The sequence below is a fragment of the Streptomyces flaveolus genome (assembly GCF_014648815.1).
GTDB lineage: Bacteria > Actinomycetota > Actinomycetes > Streptomycetales > Streptomycetaceae > Streptomyces > Streptomyces flaveolus.
In genome coordinates, this window is the sequence record NZ_BMRV01000003.1 from 395,258 (window position 1) to 415,421 (window position 20,164).

At 72.2% G+C, this 20,164-nt stretch carries 19 protein-coding genes and 1 pseudogene; 6 read left to right on the top strand and 14 right to left on the bottom strand.

Features of this window, described 5'->3' with window-relative positions; translation table 11 throughout:
• Window positions 1–102 precede the first annotated feature (102 nt).
• The 3 genes from IEZ05_RS09550 to IEZ05_RS09560 all read right to left on the bottom strand — a co-directional run bounded on the left by IEZ05_RS09550 (window position 103) and on the right by IEZ05_RS09560 (window position 2,937).
• On the bottom strand, window positions 103–1,338 hold the full coding sequence (locus IEZ05_RS09550) for a PP2C family protein-serine/threonine phosphatase (protein WP_189229577.1): 1,236 nt from the start codon (window positions 1,336–1,338) through the stop codon (window positions 103–105).
• 328 nt (window positions 1,339–1,666) lie between these two features.
• The gene (locus IEZ05_RS09555; RefSeq protein WP_189229578.1) at window positions 1,667–2,215 is read right to left on the bottom strand and encodes a phosphatase PAP2 family protein; all 549 of its coding nucleotides are present in this window, start codon (window positions 2,213–2,215) and stop codon (window positions 1,667–1,669) included.
• A 155-nt stretch (window positions 2,216–2,370) separates the two neighbouring features.
• Window positions 2,371–2,937, bottom strand: coding sequence for a hypothetical protein (locus IEZ05_RS09560; RefSeq protein ID WP_189229579.1), 567 nt, complete (start codon window positions 2,935–2,937; stop codon window positions 2,371–2,373).
• Window positions 2,938–3,272: 335 nt separating this feature from the next.
• Here IEZ05_RS09560 and IEZ05_RS09565 point away from each other — a divergent pair, with 335 nt between their 5' ends.
• Window positions 3,273–3,746: a hypothetical protein gene (locus tag IEZ05_RS09565; RefSeq protein ID WP_229869631.1), complete on the top strand. Its 474-nt coding sequence runs from the start codon at window positions 3,273–3,275 to the stop codon at window positions 3,744–3,746.
• 130 nt (window positions 3,747–3,876) lie between these two features.
• Here IEZ05_RS09565 and IEZ05_RS09570 read toward each other — a convergent pair.
• Both IEZ05_RS09570 and lepB read right to left on the bottom strand, forming a co-directional pair.
• Window positions 3,877–4,032, bottom strand: a pseudogene (locus IEZ05_RS09570) (MerR family DNA-binding transcriptional regulator); the annotation flags it as partial.
• Window positions 4,017–4,682 carry a signal peptidase I gene (gene lepB / locus IEZ05_RS09575; protein WP_189229580.1) on the bottom strand — a complete coding sequence of 222 codons (666 nt, stop codon included), beginning with the start codon at window positions 4,680–4,682 and terminating at the stop codon, window positions 4,017–4,019. The gene lepB and the pseudogene IEZ05_RS09570, both read right to left, overlap by 16 nt.
• 268 nt (window positions 4,683–4,950) lie before the next feature.
• On the opposite strand from lepB, the gene IEZ05_RS09580 reads away from it, so the two are divergent.
• Window positions 4,951–6,783, top strand: coding sequence for a cholesterol oxidase substrate-binding domain-containing protein (locus IEZ05_RS09580; RefSeq protein WP_189229581.1), 1,833 nt, complete (start codon window positions 4,951–4,953; stop codon window positions 6,781–6,783).
• A gap of 223 nt (window positions 6,784–7,006) precedes the next feature.
• Window positions 7,007–7,534 carry a peptidylprolyl isomerase gene (locus IEZ05_RS09585; RefSeq protein WP_189229582.1) on the top strand — a complete coding sequence of 176 codons (528 nt, stop codon included), beginning with the start codon at window positions 7,007–7,009 and terminating at the stop codon, window positions 7,532–7,534.
• Here the strand turns inward: IEZ05_RS09585 and IEZ05_RS09590 are convergent.
• From IEZ05_RS09590 to IEZ05_RS09615, 6 genes are all read right to left on the bottom strand, one after another.
• Window positions 7,518–8,426: a Gfo/Idh/MocA family protein gene (locus IEZ05_RS09590; protein WP_189229583.1), complete on the bottom strand. Its 909-nt coding sequence runs from the start codon at window positions 8,424–8,426 to the stop codon at window positions 7,518–7,520. The two genes, IEZ05_RS09585 and IEZ05_RS09590, sit on opposite strands and share 17 nt — an antisense overlap.
• Before the next feature lie 34 nt (window positions 8,427–8,460).
• A complete protein-coding gene (locus IEZ05_RS09595) occupies window positions 8,461–9,228 on the bottom strand; it encodes an ROK family transcriptional regulator (RefSeq protein WP_229869669.1) in 768 nt (255 codons plus the stop codon).
• A 195-nt stretch (window positions 9,229–9,423) separates the two neighbouring features.
• A complete protein-coding gene (locus IEZ05_RS09600) occupies window positions 9,424–10,308 on the bottom strand; it encodes a TauD/TfdA dioxygenase family protein (RefSeq protein ID WP_189229585.1) in 885 nt (294 codons plus the stop codon).
• Window positions 10,309–10,348: 40 nt separating this feature from the next.
• Window positions 10,349–11,167 carry an ABC transporter ATP-binding protein gene (locus IEZ05_RS09605; protein WP_189229586.1) on the bottom strand — a complete coding sequence of 273 codons (819 nt, stop codon included), beginning with the start codon at window positions 11,165–11,167 and terminating at the stop codon, window positions 10,349–10,351.
• Entirely contained in the window at window positions 11,154–12,203 is a 1,050-nt protein-coding gene (locus IEZ05_RS09610; protein ID WP_189229587.1) for a taurine ABC transporter substrate-binding protein, read from the bottom strand. The genes IEZ05_RS09605 and IEZ05_RS09610 overlap by 14 nt, the downstream gene beginning before the upstream one ends.
• A 56-nt stretch (window positions 12,204–12,259) precedes the next feature.
• The gene (locus IEZ05_RS09615; RefSeq protein ID WP_189229588.1) at window positions 12,260–13,114 is read right to left on the bottom strand and encodes an ABC transporter permease; all 855 of its coding nucleotides are present in this window, start codon (window positions 13,112–13,114) and stop codon (window positions 12,260–12,262) included.
• Window positions 13,115–13,761: 647 nt separating this feature from the next.
• Between IEZ05_RS09615 and IEZ05_RS09620 the strand changes: the two genes are divergently transcribed.
• The 3 genes from IEZ05_RS09620 to IEZ05_RS09630 are packed head-to-tail and all read left to right on the top strand — an operon-like array spanning window position 13,762 to window position 16,612.
• Window positions 13,762–14,634: an alpha/beta hydrolase gene (locus IEZ05_RS09620; protein ID WP_189229828.1), complete on the top strand. Its 873-nt coding sequence runs from the start codon at window positions 13,762–13,764 to the stop codon at window positions 14,632–14,634.
• Entirely contained in the window at window positions 14,631–15,884 is a 1,254-nt protein-coding gene (locus IEZ05_RS09625; protein WP_189229589.1) for an MFS transporter, read from the top strand. The genes IEZ05_RS09620 and IEZ05_RS09625 overlap by 4 nt, the downstream gene beginning before the upstream one ends.
• The gene (locus IEZ05_RS09630; protein ID WP_229869632.1) at window positions 15,881–16,612 is read left to right on the top strand and encodes a 4'-phosphopantetheinyl transferase family protein; all 732 of its coding nucleotides are present in this window, start codon (window positions 15,881–15,883) and stop codon (window positions 16,610–16,612) included. Before IEZ05_RS09625 ends, IEZ05_RS09630 begins: the two co-directional genes overlap by 4 nt.
• On the opposite strand, the gene IEZ05_RS09635 is transcribed toward IEZ05_RS09630, so the two are convergent.
• The 3 genes from IEZ05_RS09635 to IEZ05_RS09645 are packed head-to-tail and all read right to left on the bottom strand — an operon-like array spanning window position 16,595 to window position 20,144.
• Window positions 16,595–18,289, bottom strand: a complete 1,695-nt coding sequence (locus IEZ05_RS09635; protein ID WP_189229590.1) for a dipeptide ABC transporter ATP-binding protein — start codon at window positions 18,287–18,289, stop codon at window positions 16,595–16,597. The two genes, IEZ05_RS09630 and IEZ05_RS09635, sit on opposite strands and share 18 nt — an antisense overlap.
• Window positions 18,286–19,191 carry an ABC transporter permease gene (locus tag IEZ05_RS09640; RefSeq protein ID WP_189229591.1) on the bottom strand — a complete coding sequence of 302 codons (906 nt, stop codon included), beginning with the start codon at window positions 19,189–19,191 and terminating at the stop codon, window positions 18,286–18,288. Before IEZ05_RS09640 ends, IEZ05_RS09635 begins: the two co-directional genes overlap by 4 nt.
• The gene (locus IEZ05_RS09645; RefSeq protein ID WP_189229830.1) at window positions 19,188–20,144 is read right to left on the bottom strand and encodes an ABC transporter permease; all 957 of its coding nucleotides are present in this window, start codon (window positions 20,142–20,144) and stop codon (window positions 19,188–19,190) included. Before IEZ05_RS09645 ends, IEZ05_RS09640 begins: the two co-directional genes overlap by 4 nt.
• Window positions 20,145–20,164: the final 20 nt, after the last annotated feature.

Below are 20,164 nucleotides of genomic sequence, written 5' to 3' on the forward strand. Positions count from 1 at the left end.
CGGGCCTGAGGGGTTGTCGCTGACGAGCAGCGCCTGAAGTCCGTCGAGGTGCCGCTCGCCCGTACTGCCGACGCCATCGTCGACGCCGTCACAGCACACTCGTCACCGCTGCTGCTGCGTACGCTCGGCTGAGGCTTGACGGGTGTCCGCGCCGGAGCTGACGTGCCGCTGGGTCTCCTGCGGGCCGTGCCAGTCCAGACACACCACGGTGGCATCGTCTTCGAGCCGGCCATCGGCGGCGTCCCGGACGGCGGACGTCAGCGCCAGCGTGGTCTCCCGCGGGTGCAGGCCGCGGGTGGACTTCAGCAGGGCCGGCAGGTCGACCTTCTCGCCGTGGCGTTCGAGCATGCCGTCGGTGAACAGGAGCAGACGGTCACCGGGCCGCACATCGAGGGCCTGCACGCGGTACGGGTGGAGCGTCAGCTCGGACAGCCCGAAGGGATGGTCCACCTTGCAGGTGATCGCCTCCACGGCCCCCTCGCGCATGCGCAGCGGCCAGGGGTGACCGGCGTTGACGAGCCGGGCTCGCCCGGTGTGGAGATTGATGCGTAGCAGCTGCCCGGTGGCGTGGCCGTGGCCGTGGGCGATCAGTGCCTGGTCGGCCCGGTGGGCCTGTTCGGCCAGGTCGGCGCCCGCCCGTCGGGCGCCGCGGAGGGCGCCCACGAGGACCGTGGCGGCCAGGGCGGCATCGAGGTCGTGGCCCATGGGGTCGGTCACCGACATGTGCAGCGTGTCGCGGTCGACGATGTAGTCGAAGGAGTCACCGCTGAGGTCCTCGGCGGGCTCCAGGTTCCCGCACACGGTGAACTGTGCGGCCTCGCACGACAGGGACGGGGGCAGCAGCTGGTACTGGATCTCAGCCGCCAGCGTGGGAGGCTTGGAGCGTTTGCCCCAGGTGTAGAGATCGGTGAAGCGCCCATTGGCGATCACGACGTAAGCCAGGATGTGGGCGGCCTCCCCGATCACGTCGAGGACGTCCTCGCCCGGGTGTGTGGGCAGGAGCAGTTCCAGCAGCCCGATCGCATCCCCCCGGTTGGTGACCGGCACGATCACCCGCTGCTGCCGGCCGGTCGTCTCCTGATACAGCCGCTGGGTGCGGATCACCTTCTCGTAGACGCTGCCGAGCAGGGGCATCCGCTCCGCCTCCCGCTCGTTCTCCGCCGCGGTGGTGGACAGCCGTGCCACCGCTCTTCCTGTCAGGTCCACGATGAGGAAGGAGACTTTCGTGGCGTGGAAGCGGCGGCGGAGGTCTTCCGCGATCACGTCTACGGCGTCCGCCGGCGCCGCGGTCTCCGCTGCGGTCAGCAGTCGGGGAAGTCCACTGTTTTTGCCAGCCACGGCCGCGGCCCCTTCCAGCAGCCCCTCCCACCAGCTTGAGGAGCGCAGAGGTGAGCGTCAACCGTGAAAGGGCACGCTCCCGCGAACGCGGCCGGCCGGACGAGACCAGGAGACCCCGGCACAGAAGGCCGCGAAGCGGCACGCGGGCAGCAGTCGACCACCTGGGTCTGTGCCGCCGGATCCATGCGGACCTCGTTCCTGGGGAGAAGACGCGGTATCCGGTTGCTGAAGGCCAGTGGTGGGGTGGCCGTGATCGCAATCGCCGGTCGGCTCGCATACGAAAACCCATAGGGCCCGTTTGCTGCGCCGGGGACAGGGTCGCGGGCGGCTACGGCCAGAGCCGGAGCAGCAGCCGCGGGGACCGCCGGGTCAGCCAGGCGCCCGCCAGGCCGATCGCGGCGCCCGCGGCGACGTCGCTGGGGTAATGAGCACCGGACTGCACCCGTTCCACCGCCACCAGCGCGGCCGGCACCGCGCACAGAGCGCCGGCGAGTGGCCATGACGGCGCCACCGCGGCGGTGAAACCCACTGCGGCAGCCGTGTGTCCGGACGGGAAGGACGACGAATCGGGGCGGTCCTCGACCTCGTCGTGGGGGATCCACTCCTTCGGCGGCCGGGAACGGTCGGCCAACTGCTTGCACAGGCCGTTGGACACCAATTGCGCCACCGCGACAGCCGCCAGGCCCGCGGCGGCGGCCGTGCGGCCTCGGGCACCGCCCAGCCACGCCATCGCCACGGCGGCGCCGCACCACAGTTTGGTGCCCTCCGCGGCCTCCTCCACCACCGACAGCATCCGGTGGACGCCGGGCGAAGCACCGGCCGCCACCCTCCTCGTCACACGGCGATCACCGTCGCGCACCGCAGCCAGCCATCTCATGAGCAGCAGGTTTCCTGCATCGGCGGAACCCACACCTCGCGCGGGCCGACCGGTTCAGCGGCGGCGCCGGTCCTCGGTTCGCCGTGCGGTGGGTGCGACCGCGCCCTGGTGACCTGGGCCCGGTCGTTCGTACGCACTGCCGTGGGCGAGGACGATCACGAGAGTCGTGTGACGGAGCGGGCGTGCTCCCACATCCCGTGCAGTTGTGCCAAGGGACGCTGCTGCTCGCCGTGGAGGGCGTTGAGTACGACCAGGCATCCGGTCAGAGCCGGGACGGTCCACTGCGCGCAGGCCAGGTGCCGCCGGGCCTTGTCGATGTCGATTGGGTGGCGCGCGGCCTTCTCGCTGTCCTCGGGGGCGGGGGAGGAGGCCAGCTCGAGCTTCTTGCCGAGGACACGGGCGTAGGCCGTCGCGGCCAGGGCTGCCGCGGTGACGGCCGTCTTGGCCGTGGTGGAGGCGGCCACGCCCTTCTGCGAGGTGACCCGGTGGGCGTTGGTGACGAGCAGTCCGCCCCCGCCGAACAGGTGCGCGCCGATCGCCGCGGCATTGACCGGAACCCACTTCGACCATCCCACCGAGGCGATCCGAGCTCGGGCGGCGACCGTGGCGCCCTCGTTCTCTGCCGCCCCGTTCAGGCCGATCGCGCCCATCAGGGAGCCCCCGAACCATGCCGCGAGGCCCACGTCGTGCAGGCTGCGGATGACGGTGTTGCGTCCGGACATTGAGAGTGCTCCTTCGCCCAGAGGGTCACGGCCGGCGGAACGCCGAGCCTTTCCCACCCTCGCCGCGACCTGTCCCTGCCGCTATCGCAGTTAGGCCGGACGAGCCCCCGAGGCTGAGGAGTGTCCGGCCGGGTGGCTCGACGGTCGTGACTGGGTTCGACCACCGGACATCCGTCGGACCAGCAGTTCGCCTGCTGCGGCCCTGGCACGGCCCCGCCGACGTGATCCGGCGGAGATTTCGTGAAAGGCCGGGTGCCGGCCCCGCGGCAAGCGGAGCATTTCGTGTGCATCCCGGCATGTGCCGGATCGGCGACATCTCACCACAGGAGTTGCGGATGAAGCGTCTACGGAGAACACAGCTGCTGGGCCTCGGTGTCATGGCGCTGCTGCTCGGCTCGGTGGCCGCGCCCACCGCGCAGGCGGCACCGGCCGGGGCGCAGGCCGCCGCCGCGGCCGTCGAGTGCAGTGGCAGCTGGGACGGCAAGACGTACTGGGCCAAGAGCCCCTCGGGGCGCAACGGGGGCGGCTACGCGCGCACCTACTGGAACGCCTCGACCAAGCGCAACTGCGCGAAGTTCTGGTCCAGCCCCTACGACGGCCTGGCATCGCACATCACGCTGTACATCCACGACGAGAGCGGCGACTACGCCGCCGACCCGCCCCCGGAGCACCCGCAGAACTACCACTACTACGCGGGGCCGCTCTACACCTGGTTCGACGCGACCGGTCAGTGCATCCACCTGAGCGGCTCGCTGGTCCGGGGCGGGGTGACCTACCGCCTCAGCACCGGGGAGATCCGGTGCGGCTGACTCCCTGTCGCTGATCCTGCTCCAGGCGGTCGGGTCCCAGTGCCCGAGCGCCTGAATCCGTGCGCCGACGCGCCACGATGGGCGTCGAGCGGATGCAGTCGTTCTGCCTCGGAGGAGGTGTGGCGCCGCCTCCGCCCGACGTGCGCCGGACCGGACCGACGAGCAGGCCCTCGCGCTCGTAGCAGCGCAGGGCATGCACGCTCAGTCCGGTCCGCTCGGCGACCTCGCGGATGCTCAGCGACTCGGCGGACGCGTACTGTCTGCGTTCTCCTACGCCACGGGCCACGGCGGCACAGCCGGGAGCGGCCGCCGGGCATTGCGCCCGGCCGTGTGTCCCCTGATGCCCAGACCGACCCCGACCAGGGCAAGCACGAACCCGAGTACCCCGAGCGCCCCCAGAGTCGCCGGCACAGCGAAACCGGTCCGCACTCGCCCGAGTACCCCGGACGCCGCGACGCTGCCCGACTGCTCGTCGAGGAAGTACCGCGAGTCGTTGGAGTTCCCCCGGTGGTCGCCCAGCAGGAACAACCGTCCGTCCGGCACCCGCACGTCGTACGGACCGGTTCCCGGGTTCACTTCGCCGGGCATCACATACGGCTCGTCGATCGGCTCGCCGTCCACCGTGATCCGAGCCCCGTCGGACACCACGTGGTCGCCACCCAGCCCGATGACGCGCTGCAGGACCGGTGCGCCCTGATAGCGCCCGGGCACGCGGACGAGTACGACATCACCTCTGCGAATCTCGCCCGTGTCGATGTGCTCGACGACCAGCCGCTCGCCCTGCCGGTAAGTGGGCTCCATCGCCTGGCTCATGACGGTGACGCCTCGGTAGTTCGTGAAGAAGTAGCCGATGCTTCCCAGTGCCAGGACCAGCCCGAGTGGCACCAGTACCCAGGCCGCGACTCTCAGCCGGCCGCCCACTGTCCGCTGCCGCATGAACGCCCCTCCCTCGAACCGGCCCGGGCTGGGACGGACCAGCAGAGGTTAAGCGGTCCCGGGACGTCGACGCACCTTGCGTCCACGGCCACCGGAAGCCGCATGCCGGATGGGGTTCCGGATGGGGGCGATTCGCGAGTCTTTCACTCGATCGCGTAGATCGAACGACCATATGACTACCCGGCTCCTGATCGCTGGTTAGCGTGCGTGCTCGGCCGGCCCCGCAGGGCCGTTCGGGGCGGGACGGAGCTGGAGGAGGTACTCGGGGATGACGGACGACTCTTCGGTTCAGGGTGGCGGGCTGTCACGGCGCAGGTTGCTCGCGTCGTCAGCCGCCGCGGGCGGCGCGGCCTGGCTGCTGCGCGGGGTGGTCCGGCCGGGCAGCGCCTACGCCGACGTGCCGTCGCCGCCCGGCTTCCCGGCCGGGCTCGACGTGTACCGGCGCGTCTACGAGAACTGGGCCGGTGAAATCCGCGCCGACCAGTTGTGGACGTGCGCGCCGCGGACCCCGCAGGACGTGCTCGCCGTCGTCAACTGGGCCTACGGTGCCGGCTGGACGGTACGCGCCCAGGGGAAGCGGCACGGCTGGGCTCCGCTCACGGTGGCCGACGGCACACCCGCAGCGGCCAGGGTCGTCCTGGTGGACACCACCGCCCACCTCACCGGGATGTCGATCGAGCGGCAGAACGCCGACGGGTCGGCCCTGGTCCGGGTCCAGGCCGGGGCCCTGCTGGAGAGACTCCTCGCGTTCGCCGGCGCGCACGGCTACGGGGTCGTCTCCGCGCCGGCGCCCGGGGAACTGTCGGTCGGCGGCGCGCTGGCCATCGGCGCGCACGGTACGGCCGTCCCCGCCACCGGCGAGAACCCGTCGCCCGGCCACGGTTACGGCTCGTTGAGCAATCTGGTCACCGAGCTGACCGCGGTCGTCTGGGACGGCGACGCCGACCGGTACGTCCTGCGCACGGTCGGCCGGGCCGAGCCCGACTGCGACGCGCTCCTGACCCACCTCGGCCGGTCGCTCGTCACCGAGGCCGTGCTGAGGATGGGCACCGACCACAACCTGCGCTGCCGGTCCTTCCTGGACATCCCCGCCACCGAACTGTTCGCCGCCCCCGGTGCCCCGGCCGGCACGCGGACGCTGGCCGGTTTCGTGGACAGGACGGGCCGGGCGGAGGCGATCTGGTTCGCGTTCACGGACAAGCCCTGGCTGAAGGTCTGGAGCGTCACCCCCGACCGGCCGTTCGCCGCCCGTGCGGTCGACGGGCCGTACAACTACCCGTTCTCCGACTCGCTTCCCGAGCCGGTGGCCCGGCTCGCCGGAACCCTGGTCTCGGGAGCCTGGGCGAGCGCCCCGCTCTTCGGGCAGGTCCAGTACCTCCTGGCCAAGGTCGCGTTGACCGGCGACATCACCGACGTCCTGCTCTCGGGAACCCTCGTGCGGGACGTGCTCACCGGCGACGTGCTCACCCACCTGCTGGCGGGCGGGCTGCGCTCGGACCTGTGGGGAGCCTCCCGCAACCTGCTGGAGTACGTGCGGCCCACCACGCTGCGCGAGACGGCCAACGGCTATGCCGTCCTCACCCGCCGTGCCGATCTGCAATGGGTGGTCAGCCAGTTCGCCGACTTCTACCGCACGTTGCTCGCTCAGTACGCGGCACGCGGTGAGTTCCCGGTCAACGGGCAGGTGGAGATCCGGGTGACCGGACTGGAGGACCCGTCGGTGTGCGGCGTCGCCGGCGCCCGGCCACCCCTGCTGTCCGCCCTGCGGCCGCGTCCGGACCGGCCGGACGTCGACACCGCCGTGTGGATCGACATCCTCTCCCTGCCGACGACACCCGCGCTGCACCGCTTCTACCGGGAGATCGAGCAGTTTCTCCTGGCCATGGACGGGGACCGGGCGACGGTCCGTGCGGAGTGGTCCAAGGGCTGGGCCTACACCGACACCGCCGCGTGGTCCGACCCGGACGTCCTCACGCGCGCCGTCCCCGCCTCCCTGCGCGCCGGGGGCGGCCCGGGCTGGGACGAGGCGGTCGCGATCCTCGACCGGCTCGACCCCTATCACGTGGTCTCCGGCCCGTTCCTCGACGCGCTGCTGCGCTGAGCAGGCGGGCGGCGAGCCTCCTGCGCGAGTCCCGGCATCGGTCGTACGCGGACATCGAGCACCTGGCTCCACTGGCTGCCTCAGCGAAGCCCGGCCGTCGGGCTCGAGGAGGTCGCGCCGCGGCCCACTCGTGCGGGTGAGACGCCGTGTCGCCGCCCCTGGATGCGTCCAACCGGCCGGGAGACTGGACGGGCCAGTACCCCATGCACCGAAGGATCCCACCATGGCGGAAGAGCTGCATGCGACCTTGAAGACCAACAAGGGCGACATCTCGATCCGGCTGTTGCCGGACCACGCCCCCAAGACCGTCAAGAACTTCGTGGAACTCGCCACGGGCGAACGCCAGTGGATCGACCCGAACACCGGACAGCCCAGCAACGAACCGCTGTACGACGGCACCGTCTTCCACCGGGTCATCGAGGGCTTCATGATCCAGGGCGGGGATCCGCTGGGTAACGGGACGGGCGGGCCCGGCTACAAGTTCGCCGACGAGTTCCACCCGGACCTGGCCTTCACCAAGCCCTATCTGCTGGCCATGGCCAATGCCGGCCCCGGGACCAACGGCTCCCAGTTCTTCATCACTCTCGGTCCGACCACCTGGCTCACCGGCAAGCACACCATCTTCGGCGAGGTCACCGACGCCGCCGCCCAGAAGGTCGTCGACGCCATCGGCACCACGGAGACCAACCCCCGCAACGACCGCCCCGTGCAGGACGTCGTGATCGAGAAGGTCGTCATCGAAAGCCGCTGACATCGAAGCGGATGCCGTCCAGGAGTTCCTGCAGACGCAGTCCGTACTGGGCGTCGAGTTCGGCGGACGTCCGGGTGCGGACGGCGGTCGCGAACTCGCGGCGCAGGACGGGCCAGCAGTCCTCGTGGTCGATCTCGGCCGTGTCGTAGACCAAGGGCTGCCCGGGGCCGAACAGTTCGACGCGAGTCATGGTTCGTTCCACGTTGACGGACCCGGAGAGCGACGCCTGGCTCACGGCACCGTTGGCGTGTTCGCACGTCAGCTCGATCCACCGGCGCGGGTCGCCGGTGGCGCGGATGCCGGTGATGGGGCCGACCGCCGTGTCGAGGAGGTCGATCAGATGCGGGCCGAGGTCGAGCAGGGCGCCGTGTTCGAGACGCCAGCCGGTGGCCATCTCGCCGCCGAGGAGGGCTCCGTGGAGGTAGCAGGAGCGAGCACCCGAGACGTCTACGGTGCGTGCGGCGTCGAGAAAAGCGCGGGTGGTGGGGTGGTATCGCTTGGTGAGGACGAACTGGGAGACCACGCCTGCCTCGGCGACGGCGTCCGCCACGCGCCGGGCGGATTCCAGGTCGGGCCCGAGCGGCTTTTCCAGGAGTACTGCCTTGCCCGCCTTCGCCGCCAAGGGCGCCAACTCGGCCTGGACGGCGGGTGGCACCGCGAAGGCCACGGCCTCGCAGTGGTCCAGCAACTCGCCGAAGTCGGCCGCGACCTGCGCCGCGTGGGGTGCCGCGGTCTGCCGCGCCGCGTCGACGCGGCGGGCCCAGACGGCGGCCAGCCGCGTCTCGGGGCCGGCGGCGAGGACGCGGGCGTGCATGGCCCGCGCCCACGGGCCGGCGCCCACGAGCCCGACCTCGACGGGTCGGTGGGGCCAGGGCGGAGGATCGGTCGTCACGGGTGCTTCCTTCCTTCTCTCGGTGGCGCGGCAGTCACGGGGACAGCCGGCGGAGGCGGTCGTCGGCGTGCTCGGGGGAGTAGAGCAACCTCACGACCATGGCGGCGGCGCCCATGAGGCCGGCCCGGTCGCCGAGTTGCGAGGAGACGATGCTGAGGTTGGCGGTGGTGCGCGGCATGGCCCGCTGGTAGAGCAGCTCGCGCACGCCGGTCGTGAACGGAACGCCGGCGAGGTCTCCGGCGATCATGAGGACGCCCGGGTTCAGGAGGGTGACGACGGTCGCCAGCACGGCGCCGACCAGGTGTCCGGCCTGCTGGGCGAGTCGGATCACCTCGGGGTTCCCCTCAGCGAGCAGGCGCCTCACGTCGGATCCGGAGGCCGTCGGCAGGCCCTGTTCGGACAACGCCCGCGCCAACGCGCCGCCGCTGGCCACGGCCGCCAGACAGCCGTACGAGCCGCACATGCACAGGGCGTCGGGGTGATCATGCAGGCGGATGTGCCCGATGTCTTGGGCGATGTCGAGGTCCCCGGTGCGCTCGGCCAGGACGGTACCCGCGAGGTCCAGTACCGCAACGCGGGCGTGCCGGGTCTCCAGGTCCACCGCGACGACAGATGCGTGGCCGGGGTCGAACTCGATCCGGTCGCTCGGCCGGCCGCCGGTGGAGGTGCCGGTGGTGTGGCGCAGCCAGCCGGCCCGGTTGAGCAGGTCGAGGCGTTGCCCGACGGTGGAACGGGAGAGTCCGGTGGCACGCTGGAGGTCGGCGCGGGTGTTCGCGCGGCCGCTGCGGATGAGCTGGAGCAGCTCGCCCGCGCTGACCTGATTCCTACCGCTTGCCCGAGGTCCTCGCGGGCTACGACCGCTCGGCCACCGCCGGACCGGTCCCGTACCCCCACTCCTGCTCACCGCAGGCGTGGGCGGCCGCCACCCCGTCGGCCCTGCGAACGGCGCTCGCGCAGGTGTGAGACGCGGAGCTCGCACGCCGGGCCGCGGCGCGGGTCAGCGGGCAGCGGCGGCGGGGCCGACGGGGGTGTCCCCGCGCAGGGTGATGCGGTGCATGACGCGGTGCTGGTCTCCGTAGTCGCGGTTGGCGTAGTGGGCGGTGCTGCGGTTGTCCCACAAGGCGACGTCACCCGGCTGCCAGCGGTGGCGTACGACGTGCTCCGGCTTGGTGAGGTGGGCGTAGAGGATGTCGAGGATGCCCCGGCTCTCGTGCTCGGAGACGCCGACGATGTGCGAGGTGAAGCCGGGGTTCACGAACAGACCCTTGCGCCCGCTCTCGGGGTGCACCCGTACCACCGGGTGTTCGACCGGCACCAGTTCGCTGAACACCTCGCCCTCCCAGAGGTTTCCCCGGCCCTGCCGGCGCTGGGCCAGGTAGTAGCCGAACTCGCGGCTGCCGTCGTGGACGGCGGTCAGCGTGTCGACGTACGCCCGCAGACCCGGTGACAGCGACTCGTAGGCGAGCTGGCTGTCGGCCCAGTTGGTGTCACCGCCGGAGGGCGGCAGCACCACGGCCCGGAGCACGGAGATCGCGGGTGGCCGGCGCACGAACGTCACGTCCGTGTGCCACACGTCGGCGAACCCGTTGTCCTGACTGTCCAGGCTGTACACCTCCGGTGCCACGTCGCCGGAGTCGTGGACCGGGTGGCCGACGGTGACCTCGCCCAGGCGCCTGCCGAACTCGATCTGCGCGGCGTCGTCCAGGCCGTCCTGGCCGCGGACGAACAGTACTTTGTGCCGTACGAGTGCTGCGCGGAGCGCGAGGACCTGGTCGTCGTCGAGGCTGCCGAGGTCGATGCCGCGGATCTCGGCGCCGAAGCTCGGGCCGAGCGGGGTGATCGGCACCTGGTCGGTCTCAGGGCGGACGCTGAGGATGCTCACGTGTGTGTCCTTTCTTCGATTCCTGGCGTGGATACGGCGGTCAGCCCGCCGCGGCGGTCTTCACGGCGTGCGAGACCCGTGTCCGCAGCTCGGCGAACTCCCGTGACTCGCGCAGCTCCTCGGCGTCGATGTCGCCGCGCGGCAGGTCGATCGGCAGGTCCAGGGCCACGGTCCCCGGTCCCTTGGTCAGCACGACGATGCGTGAGCCGAGGAACACCGCCTCGTCGGCCGAGTGCGTCACGAACACCGTGGTCCGCCCGGTCTGCGTGGCCACCCGGCGGACGTCCTCCTGGAGCCGTTCCCGGGTCAGCGCGTCCAGCGCCGCGAACGGCTCGTCGAGCAGGAGGAGGGGGTTCTCGGCGGCCAGAGCACGGGCGATCGCGACGCGCTGCTGCTGGCCGCCGGAGATCTCCCAGGTGCGCCGGTTCTCCGTGCCGTCCAGACCGACCCGGGTCAGCAACCGGGCCCGTCGCGCGGGCCGGAGGGCACGGTCGACACCGGCGTACCGCAGGGCGAGATCGATGTTGCCCCCGACGGTCCGCCACGGAAACAGCCGTGGTGTCTGGAAGACCACGCCGGCCGCCGCACCGGGCCGAGGTTCGGCGCGCGACACCCGTACGGTGCCGCTGGTCGGCCGCTCGAATCCGGCGATCAGGCGGAGCAGCGTGCTCTTGCCGCACCCCGAAGGACCCACCAGGACGAGGAACTCGCCGGCGGGGACGGTCAGGTCCACGGGCCCCACGGCGGTGACGTCCTCGCCGCCCCGGCCGTACCGGTGGACGACGTGGTCGAGCCGGACGGTGCCGTCGAGTGCGGTCGTGGCGCTCTCGGTGGCCGTCGTGGTCTCACTTGAGGACATCGGGCAGCCCTTCGAGGTAGAAGGCCTTGCGCACGGCCTCCGCGGACGGCGTGGCGTCGATCTGCTTCTGACCGGCCAGGAACGCCGCGGTGTCGGTGACGTAGGACAGCAGCTTGCCCGGGCTGCCGTCGGTGCCCAGCCAGTCGGCGGAGGTCACCTGTTCCGGGGAGAGGAACACGCCCTGGGCGAGCTGCGCCTCGGCGTCCGCCGTGCTGATGCCGAGTTCGGCCGAGACGGCCTTCACGGATCCGTCGGGGTCGGACTTGAGCAGCCGCAGCGCCTCGGCCTCGGCCTTCCGCCAGGCGTCGATCGCCTTCGGGTCCCTGGTGATCAGGTCATCCGACACCACGGCCAGGTCCAGGGTCGGCTTGCCCGCGGTGCCGATCACCTTGCTGCTGGTGAGCTGGGTACCGGTCTTGCGCAGTTCGTCCAGGGTCGGCAGCCAGACGTAGGCGGCGTCGATGTCGCCGCGCTGCCATGCGGCGAGGATCGCCTGCGGCTGCAGGTCGATGAGCTTGACGTCCGAGGTCTTCAGGCCGGCCGTCTCCAGCGCCGCGAGCAGGCTGTAGTGCGAGGTCGAGGCGAAGGGCGTGGCGACGGTTCTGCCCTTGAGGCCGGCGACGTCCGAGACGCCGGTTTCCTTGCGGGCGACGAGTGCCTCGTTCTCACCGGCCACGTCGAGGATCCACGCGACCTTGTACGGGATCGGCGAGGCTCCGGACACTCCCCGGGCGAAGGGGCTCGACCCGAGGGCGGCTATGTCGAGGGACTTGCCGAGGAAGGCCTGGTTGACACTGGCCCCGGAGTCGAACTTGATCCAGGTGATCTTGTAGCCGGGCAGCGCCTTCTCGAGCAGCTTTCTGTTCTTGACGATCAGGTCGCCGCTGGGGAAGGCGAAGTAGCCGATGCGCAGTCTCTTGGCACCGCCGGCCGAGTCATCGTCGTCCGACGAGCAGCCGGTGACGGCCGCGGAGGCGACGGCAAGGGCGCCGGCGAGCAGCAGCCGACGGGAGGGGCCTTGGGGGACACGGGGCATGACGGGGGCCGTTTCTGTGCAAGGGGCGAAGAAGGGGAGGTGAGGGGGCGGTCCGGTCACACGCGGCCGCGCCAGGGAACGACGGCGCGTTCCAGCCGCAGCAGCAGACCGTCGATGACCAGGCCGGAGACGCCGATGGCGATGATGCCGACGAGCACGACCGGGGTGTTGTTGTAGTTGGCGGCGTCCTTGACCATGCCGCCGATGCCGGGCAGCCCGTTGACCAACTCGGCGGCGACGAGCGAGGAGTAGGCCACGCCGACGGCCAGCCGGATGCCGGTGAGCGTCTCCGGAAGGGCGGAGGGGACGAGGACGTCCTTGACCACGTCCCATCGGGAGGCCCCGAGGGCGCGGGCCGCCTCGACCAGGGCCCTCGGCACGGCGGCCACGGCCGTGGTGGTGGACACCGCCACCGGCGGGAAGGCGGCCACGGCCAACAGGGTGACCTTCGGCTCCTCGTTGATACCCAGCCAGATGATGAGGAGCGAGAAGTACGCCAGCGGCGGCAGGGTGCGCAGGAAGGTGATCCAGGGCTCGAAGAGCGAGCGCACCCAGCCGACGGTGCCCATGAGCAGCCCGAACACCACTCCGGTGGCGATGCCCAGACCGGCCCCGAACGCGATGCGTCGCAGGCTGATGCCCAGGTGCTCGACGAGATAGGTGCCGTTGTAGCCCCGTACGCCGTCGTGCGTGGTGGACACCTCGAGGAAGGCGTCCCACACATCGGCAGGGGGTGGGACCAGCGTCCGGCTCCACGTACCGCTCGCAGCCAGCACCTGCCACAGGACGAGGAACAGCAGGAACGAACCGAACGGCAAGGCGACACGAGGCACCCGGGCCCGGGCGCGGGGACGACGCGGTACCGGCACCTTGCCGGTACCGGCTTCTTGCAGGGGCAGGGCAGGGGGCATGGGGCGGCCTCCAACGGACGTCGGAACAAGCTGCCGATGCAGGAGCCGACGTAGGTGAACAGCCCTGAACGAGATCAGGTCAGGGTGGAGAGAACAGCCCCGTCACGAAACGCGGGGCGGTACGTCACCGGCGTGGGCGAGACCGACGGCCGGCGGAAAGCGTCAGGGACGCGGGTTCAGCGACAACACGAAGCCGGGCGTCGGCACAGGTCGATGACCAGGCGTCGCACCAAGGGCTCGTGATTCATGGGGCTATTTCTACAGCAGCCGCGGCGCGGCACCAACAGCCGTTCCGTATGGTGGGACAAGGAGGCGCGGGAGCGGCCCCCGGGGCTCCTCGCACCTGCTTTTCGCCCGGGTGTTGCAGTCTTTGCGCTGTCTTGAAGCCGACCTTGCGGACTTGTCCAAGTCCTGCAACGGCCGGCCTTGCCGCGTTCAGCGCGCCGAACGGACGATGGACGAGCGACGATCGGCATGTCGCCGACACGGGCGGAAGCTCTCGTGCGCAAGGTGCTCATCGCCGACCCTGGCGAAGTCGCTGTCCGAAGGAACAAGGCCTGATCATGGCGCATCCGCACACCACGACGCCCGGGGCGACGGGCACGTCGCCCGAGCCCCCCGCCGCCGCGGTCTCCCCACCGGCCGGCATGTCGCCGGGAGTACGGCGCATCACCCTCAACGCCGAGTGCGAACCCGTGACGGGACTGCTCGGCGAGCCGTCGGACGGGCCGTCGCGTGCCCTCGTCGTCGCGCTGCACGGCGGAGGCATGAGTGCCGGCTACTTCGACGGGCAGGCTCACCCGGACGTGTCCCTCCTGGCCTTGGGGGCCCGGCTCGGTTACACCGTGCTCGCCCTGGACCGGCCGGGATACGGACCGCATGCCCGGCGCAGGCGCGACGGCCTGACCGTGACCGAACAGGTCGGCCCCGTGGCCGCCGCCGTGGAGGAACTCGCCGACCGGCACGCCGGGCACGCCGGGACCCTGCTGCTGGGTCACTCCTTCGGCGGCAAACTGGCGCTCGCCGTGGCCGCGTACCGGCCGCCCCGCGCCCTGCTCGGCGTGGAGGTCTCGGGAGTGGGGCATCGTCTCGCCGTGCCGCCCGAACGGGCCGGGCAGCGCTCCGGGACCGGGTCGCCGCGGCTGAACTGGGGGCCGCTGCACCTCTATCCACCGGACACGTTCCGCGCCAGTGCCTCCGTCGTGTCCCCCATGCCACGGCGGGAGGCGGACTCCGTGGCCGACTGGGCGGACGTGTCCGCGGACGTGCTGCCGCGCGTGCGCGTTCCGGTCCGGTTCACCTTCGCCGAGCACGAGGCGTGGTGGCGGCACGCCCCCGAGGACGTCGCCGACCTCGTCGACACGCTGACACAAGCGCCGCGGGTCGTCGTCGACCGGCTGCCGCGGGCAGGGCACAACATCAGCCTCGGCTGGGCGGCGCGCGCCTACCACCTGCGGGTCCTTGCCTTCCTGGAGGAGTGCCGGGAAGCCTCCCGTGCCGTCCGGGACGGGCCCCCGTGAGCGACCCCTTCCGTGCGCTGCGCGTGCGCAACTTCCGGCTCTTCGCCCTCGGCCAGGTCGTGTCGGTGGCCGGCACCTGGATGATGGTCGTCGCTCAGGACTGGCTCGTCCTCGCCCTGACCGACGACTCCGCGAGCGCGCTGGCCACGGTGACCGCCCTGCAGTTCACGCCGCTTCTGCTCTTCACGCTGTACGGCGGACGGCTCGCGGACCGCCACGACAAGCGCGCGCTGCTGACCCTCACCAACCTCGTCTCCGGGGCCCTCGCCCTGCCGCTGGCGCTGCTGACGCTGTCGGGCGGGGCCCGGCTGTGGCACGTCTACCTTTTCGCCTGCGGCCTGGGAGTGGTCAATGCGGTCGAGGTGCCGACGCGCATGGCCTTCGTCGGCGAACTCGTCGGACCACAGCTGCTGCCCAACGCCTCGGCCTTGAGCGCCGCCTACTTCAATGTGGCCCGCATTGCCGGGCCCGCCCTGTCCGGGCTGCTCATCACGGCCGTGGGCATCGGCTGGGTGATGCTCGTGAATGCCGTCAGCTACGTCGCGACGGTCCTCGGGCTGCGCCTGATGCGTCCCGCCGAGCTGTGGCGCGAACCGGGCGGAGGCGACCGGGCCCGGATCGTGGACGGTCTGCGGTACGTAGGGGGACGTACCGATCTCCTCGTCCCGTTGGCCCTGCTCGCGGCCGTGGCGCTGTTCGGGCTCAATTTCCAGCTGACGCTGCCCCTGCTGGCGAAGTCGGTGTACCACGCCGACGCGGCGTCCTTCGGGCTGCTGACCACGGTGTTCGCGGCGGGGTCACTGGTAGCGGCGCTGGTGGCGACCGGACGCCGCGCACGCCCGTCGGCGCGGCTCGTGGCCGGTGCGGCCGTGGTCTTCGGCGTCCTGGAGACGGGCGTGGGCCGGGCCTCCTCGTTTCCGGTCGCCGTCGTCGTGCTGTTCCTGACCGGCGGCGCGTCGATCTACTTCGTGCAGGCCGCCAACCACCGCGTCCAGCTGGGCAGCGCGCCCGAGTTCCGTGGCCGGGTCCTGGCCCTGTACACCCTGATCCTCCAGGGATCGACGCCGTTGGGCGCCCTGCTGCTCGGCCGCGTCATCGAGTACGGGGGAGTGAGGGTGGGGTTCGTGGCCGGCGGGCTGGTCACCTTTACCGCGGGTGCCCTGGCCCTGGCCGTCGGCCGCCGCGGCGAGCCGCGGGAGGCCGGCGCGCGGCCGGCCGTCCCGGCCGAGGAGCAGCGGGCGCGGCCGTGACCGACCCGGAAGGGGTGAAGGACGTGGACGACCTGCCGGGGAAGGGCGTCGTGGAGCTCTGGCTGCTGTCCGAGGCGTCGTCCAGTCCAGTCCGGGAACCCGTTGTCGGGTACGGGATCCTCGACGACGCCGAGCGGAGCCGCGCGCGGAGCTTTCCGACCCCCGGCGGCCGGCGGAGGTACGTACAGGCGCACGTGGCGCTGCGCACCGTCCTGGCCCGCTACACCGGACAGGAGCCGGCCGACGTCCGCTTCACCCGCGAGGGGACCCACGGCCGCCCGGTGCTGCGTGACGCTTCGCTGCCGCGGTTCTCGCTCTCCCACAGCCACGGTCTCGTCGCCGTCGCCGTCGCCGTACGGGCCGTGGGTGTCGACGTTCAGCGGTGGTGCCCACCGGGCACGGTGGAGGCCTGCCTGCCGCGCCTGCACCCGGCGGAGCGGGAGGAGGTGGGGCGGCTCTCGGGAGACAGTCGCGTCGCCGCGTTCTGCCGTCTCTGGGCACGCAAGGAGGCGTATCTCAAGGCGCTCGGAACCGGCCTGTCCCGCCCGCCGCGCGCCGACTACCTCGGCGACGGCGACCGCGCCGCCCGGCCGACTGGCTGGAGCGTGCGCGACGTGACCGCCCCCGACGGCTACGCGGCGGCGACCGCCCTGCGCGGGGACGTGCCGCACCGTGTGACGGTGCGGCACGTCGAAGCCGTCACCGGACTGTCAGCGACGCCCGACTGAGAGGCCGTTGCCCGGGACGGCGGCGAGCAGTTCCCGCGTCCACGGGTGCGTGGGGGAGGTGAGGACGGACTCCACGGGCCCTGTCTCGATCAGCCGGCCGTGCCGCATCACGCCGACCTGGTGGGCGATCTGCCGCACCACGGCCAGGTCGTGCGAGATGAACAGATAGCTGAGCCCCTCCTCACGCTGCAGTTCGGCGAGGAGGTCGAGGATGCGGGACTGCGCCGACACGTCCAGCGCGGAGACCGGCTCGTCGCACACCACGAGGTCGGGCCGCAGAGCCAGGGCGCGCGCGATGGCCACCCGCTGCCGCTGCCCGCCCGACAGCTCCGAGGGACGGCGACGCAGTACCGACGCCGGCAGCTGCACCCGGTCGAGCAGGGCCGCCACCCGGCGCACGCGTTCGGGACGGTCCGCCACGCGGTAGGCGCGCAGCGGCTCCGCGACGATGTCGGCGACCGCCATGCGCGGATCGAGCGAGGTGTACGGGCTCTGGTAGACGATCTGCATCCGCCGGCGCAGGGCGCGCAGCGCCGGGCCGCGCAGCCGTGTGACGTCCGTGCCGTCGAAGCTGATCCGCCCCTCCGTCGCGGTGGTCAGCCGCATCAGCATCCGGGCCGTCGTCGACTTGCCCGAGCCGGACTCACCGACCAGCGCCAGCGTCCGGGCCCGCCCGATGCGCAGACTCACTCCGTCGACGGCACGCTGCGGCGGGCCGTCGGTGCGTGCCCGGCGCGTGGCGAACACCTTGACCAGGTTCTCGGCGACCACGAGATCGGGCGTCCGCTCGGCGGGCCGCCGCGTCGGCACGGGGCTGCGTGGGAGAGCGATCGTCGCCCGGCGCCTGGCGAAGGCGGGCGCCGACGCCAACAGTTCCTGTGTGTAAGGGTGATGCGGGTTCGCCAGGACGTCCTGCGTGGCGCCGGTCTCCACGATGCATCCCTGCGACATGACCGCGATCCGTCGGGCCCGGTCCGCGGCGACCCCGAGATCATGGGTGATGAGCAGGACGGCCGTGCCCGTGCGGCGTGTCAAGGCGTCGAGGCGGTCCAGGACGGTGCGCTGCACGGTGACGTCGAGTGCGCTGGTCGGCTCGTCCGCCACGATCAGGCGTGGGCGCGCAGCCAGCGCGATCGCGATGAGGACCCGCTGTCGCATGCCGCCGGACAGTTCGTGCGGGTACTGGCGGGCTCGGTGCGACGGCCGGTCCAGGCCGGCCTCCTCGAGCAGTTCGACCGCCCGCTCCAGGGCCGTACTCCGGTCCTGGGCCGGTCCGTGCAGGCGCAGCACCTCCGCGACCTGGCGGCCCACCCGCTGCACCGGGTTGAGGGACACCATCGGATCCTGCGGGACCAGGCCGATGGCGCCGCCCCGCAGGGCGCGCAGCACGGGCTCGGGCGCGCCCACGAGATCGGTCCCGGCGTAGCGAACCGTGCCCCGCTCGATCCGTGCGCCGGGCGGCAGCAGCCCCAGTACTGCCTGCGCCGTCGTGCTCTTGCCGGAGCCGGACTCGCCGACCAGCGCCAGCACCTCGCCCGGCCCCACGCTGAGGTCGATGCCGCGCACCGCCGGCACCGGGCCTGCCCGGGTGTCGTACGCGATGGTCAGGTCCCGGATGTCCAGCAGGGGAGCGGGGCAGGCCGGTCCGGCGGCGTCCGTGTCGTCGCGGGTGGTCATGGTGCCTCCTGTGCCTCGCCGTCGAGGGCGCGGGCGATGCGGTTGGCGGCCAGGACGGTGGCCGCGATGGTGAGGCCGGGCAGAGTGGTCAGCCACCAGGCCGTGGCGAGATAGTCGCGGCCCCCGGCGACCAGTGCCCCCCACTCCGGCTCTGGCGGGCGGGCGCCGTAGCCGAGGAACGACAGCGAGGACACCTGGAGCACCACCGCGCCGAAGTCCACGGCGGCGTACACGAGGACGGGCGCCGCCGCGTTGGGCACCACGTGGCGCAGCAGGACCGTGTACCAGCGCACGCCACCCGCCCGCGCGGCCTCCACGTAGGGTGTTCCGGCGACGCGCAGGACCTCGGCGCGCATGACTCGGGCGAACATGCCGACACTGGTGACGCCCACAGCGATCGCGACCTCGACGGTGCCGAAGCCGAGAGCGGTCACCAGCGCCAGGGACAGCAGCAGTCCCGGCACGGCGAGCAGGACGTCGGTCAGCCGCATCAGGGTGTCGTCCACGAGGCCGCCCAGATATCCGGCGAGCAGCCCCAGGACCGAGCCCGCCACCAAGCCCACGGCCACCGCGAGACCGGTGGCGCGAAGGGTCAGGGAGCAGCCGTGCACCACCCGCGCGAACAGGTCCCGCCCCAGCTGGTCGGTGCCGAACAGGTGGGCGCCGCTCGGCGGCCGCAACCGCTGCGCGGGAACGCCGGCCAGCGGGTCGGCGGAGGTCAGCAGCCCGGGGAACAGCGCGGCCGCGAACACCAGGGCGAGCAGCACCGCGGACAGGGCGAGCCCCGGCCGCGCCGGCCAGAAGCGGGCGGTGCGCCGTCCGCGCGTCGCGGGGCGCCGGGCCGGGGGCGGCGATTCGGTGGCCCCGCCGGACGTTCCCGGGCCGGTAACGAGACCGGTCATGAGGCCGCCGCCGGCCGGATCCTGGACGCGACGCGCGGGTCCAGCAGCGGATGGAGCAGATCCACGACGAGGTTCACCGCCACGTACACGCAGGCCCCCAGTACCACGAGGCCCTGGACGACAGGGATGTCCTGCGCGGTCACGGACGTCGCCGTCAACCGCCCGACACCGGTACGGGAGAACACGGTCTCCACCACCACCGAACCCGCCAGTACCCCGCCCACCAGCACACCGGTCACGGCCAGCGGCGGGGCCAGCGCGCCGCGCACGGCGTGCCCGAAGTGCACGCGGGCGCGGCCCGCGCCCTTGGCCCGCGCCGTGTCGACATAGGGCTCGGCCAGCGTGCTGCGCAGGCTGCGCGCGAAGACCTGCGCGATCAGCCCGGCGGCGGGCAGCGCCAGGGTCACGGAGGGCAGGACCAGCGAACGCACGCCCTCGTTGCCGTACGCCGGGACGAGGCCCCAGCGGAACGACACCAGCTGGACCAGGAGCAGTCCCACCCAGAACGTCGGCGCCGACACCCCGGCCGCCGGCAGGGACAGGACGAGCTGGCGCAGCCAGCGGCGCCGTGTGTATGTGCCGAGGAGGGCGATCGCGGCGCCCAGCGGCAGCGCCAGAACCAGGGCGCCCGCCGTGAGCTGCAACGTCGACGGGAGGGCGTCGGCGATCAGCCGGGTGACCGGCTGCCCCCCGTGCACCGACGTCCCGAAGTCGCCGTGCGCGGCGTGCCACAGGCGCGTGGCGTACTGCTCGGGCAGCGGCCGGTCCAGACCGTAGCGGGTCCGCAGCTCGGCCACCTGCTGGGGGGTGGCGGAGCCGGCGTCGCCGCCGCCCGCGGCCATGATGGTCACCGGGTCGCCCGGCAGCAGATACAGCACCGCGAACGAGACCGTGTAGGCGGCCCACAGGACGAACAGGGCCTGGATCAGTCTGCGCAGGAGGTAGGTCTTCACCGTGGAGCCCCGCCGCTTCT

What these genes read in the sequence shown, in the direction of transcription:
- IEZ05_RS09555 (WP_189229578.1), bottom strand. Translation starts at nt 2,215, where the DNA reads ATGAGATGGCTGGCTGCGGTGCGCGACGGTGATCGCCGTGTGACGAGG.
- IEZ05_RS09605 (WP_189229586.1), bottom strand. Translation starts at nt 11,167, where the DNA reads ATGTCCTCAAGTGAGACCACGACGGCCACCGAGAGCGCCACGACCGCA.
- IEZ05_RS09620 (WP_189229828.1), top strand. Translation starts at nt 13,762, where the DNA reads ATGTCGCCGGGAGTACGGCGCATCACCCTCAACGCCGAGTGCGAACCC.
- IEZ05_RS09585 (WP_189229582.1), top strand. Translation starts at nt 7,007, where the DNA reads ATGGCGGAAGAGCTGCATGCGACCTTGAAGACCAACAAGGGCGACATC.
- IEZ05_RS09615 (WP_189229588.1), bottom strand. Translation starts at nt 13,114, where the DNA reads ATGCCCCCTGCCCTGCCCCTGCAAGAAGCCGGTACCGGCAAGGTGCCG.
- lepB (WP_189229580.1), bottom strand. Translation starts at nt 4,682, where the DNA reads ATGCGGCAGCGGACAGTGGGCGGCCGGCTGAGAGTCGCGGCCTGGGTA.
- IEZ05_RS09565 (WP_229869631.1), top strand. Translation starts at nt 3,273, where the DNA reads ATGAAGCGTCTACGGAGAACACAGCTGCTGGGCCTCGGTGTCATGGCG.
- IEZ05_RS09580 (WP_189229581.1), top strand. Translation starts at nt 4,951, where the DNA reads ATGACGGACGACTCTTCGGTTCAGGGTGGCGGGCTGTCACGGCGCAGG.
- IEZ05_RS09560 (WP_189229579.1), bottom strand. Translation starts at nt 2,937, where the DNA reads ATGTCCGGACGCAACACCGTCATCCGCAGCCTGCACGACGTGGGCCTC.
- IEZ05_RS09610 (WP_189229587.1), bottom strand. Translation starts at nt 12,203, where the DNA reads ATGCCCCGTGTCCCCCAAGGCCCCTCCCGTCGGCTGCTGCTCGCCGGC.
- IEZ05_RS09640 (WP_189229591.1), bottom strand. Translation starts at nt 19,191, where the DNA reads ATGACCGGTCTCGTTACCGGCCCGGGAACGTCCGGCGGGGCCACCGAA.
- IEZ05_RS09635 (WP_189229590.1), bottom strand. Translation starts at nt 18,289, where the DNA reads ATGACCACCCGCGACGACACGGACGCCGCCGGACCGGCCTGCCCCGCT.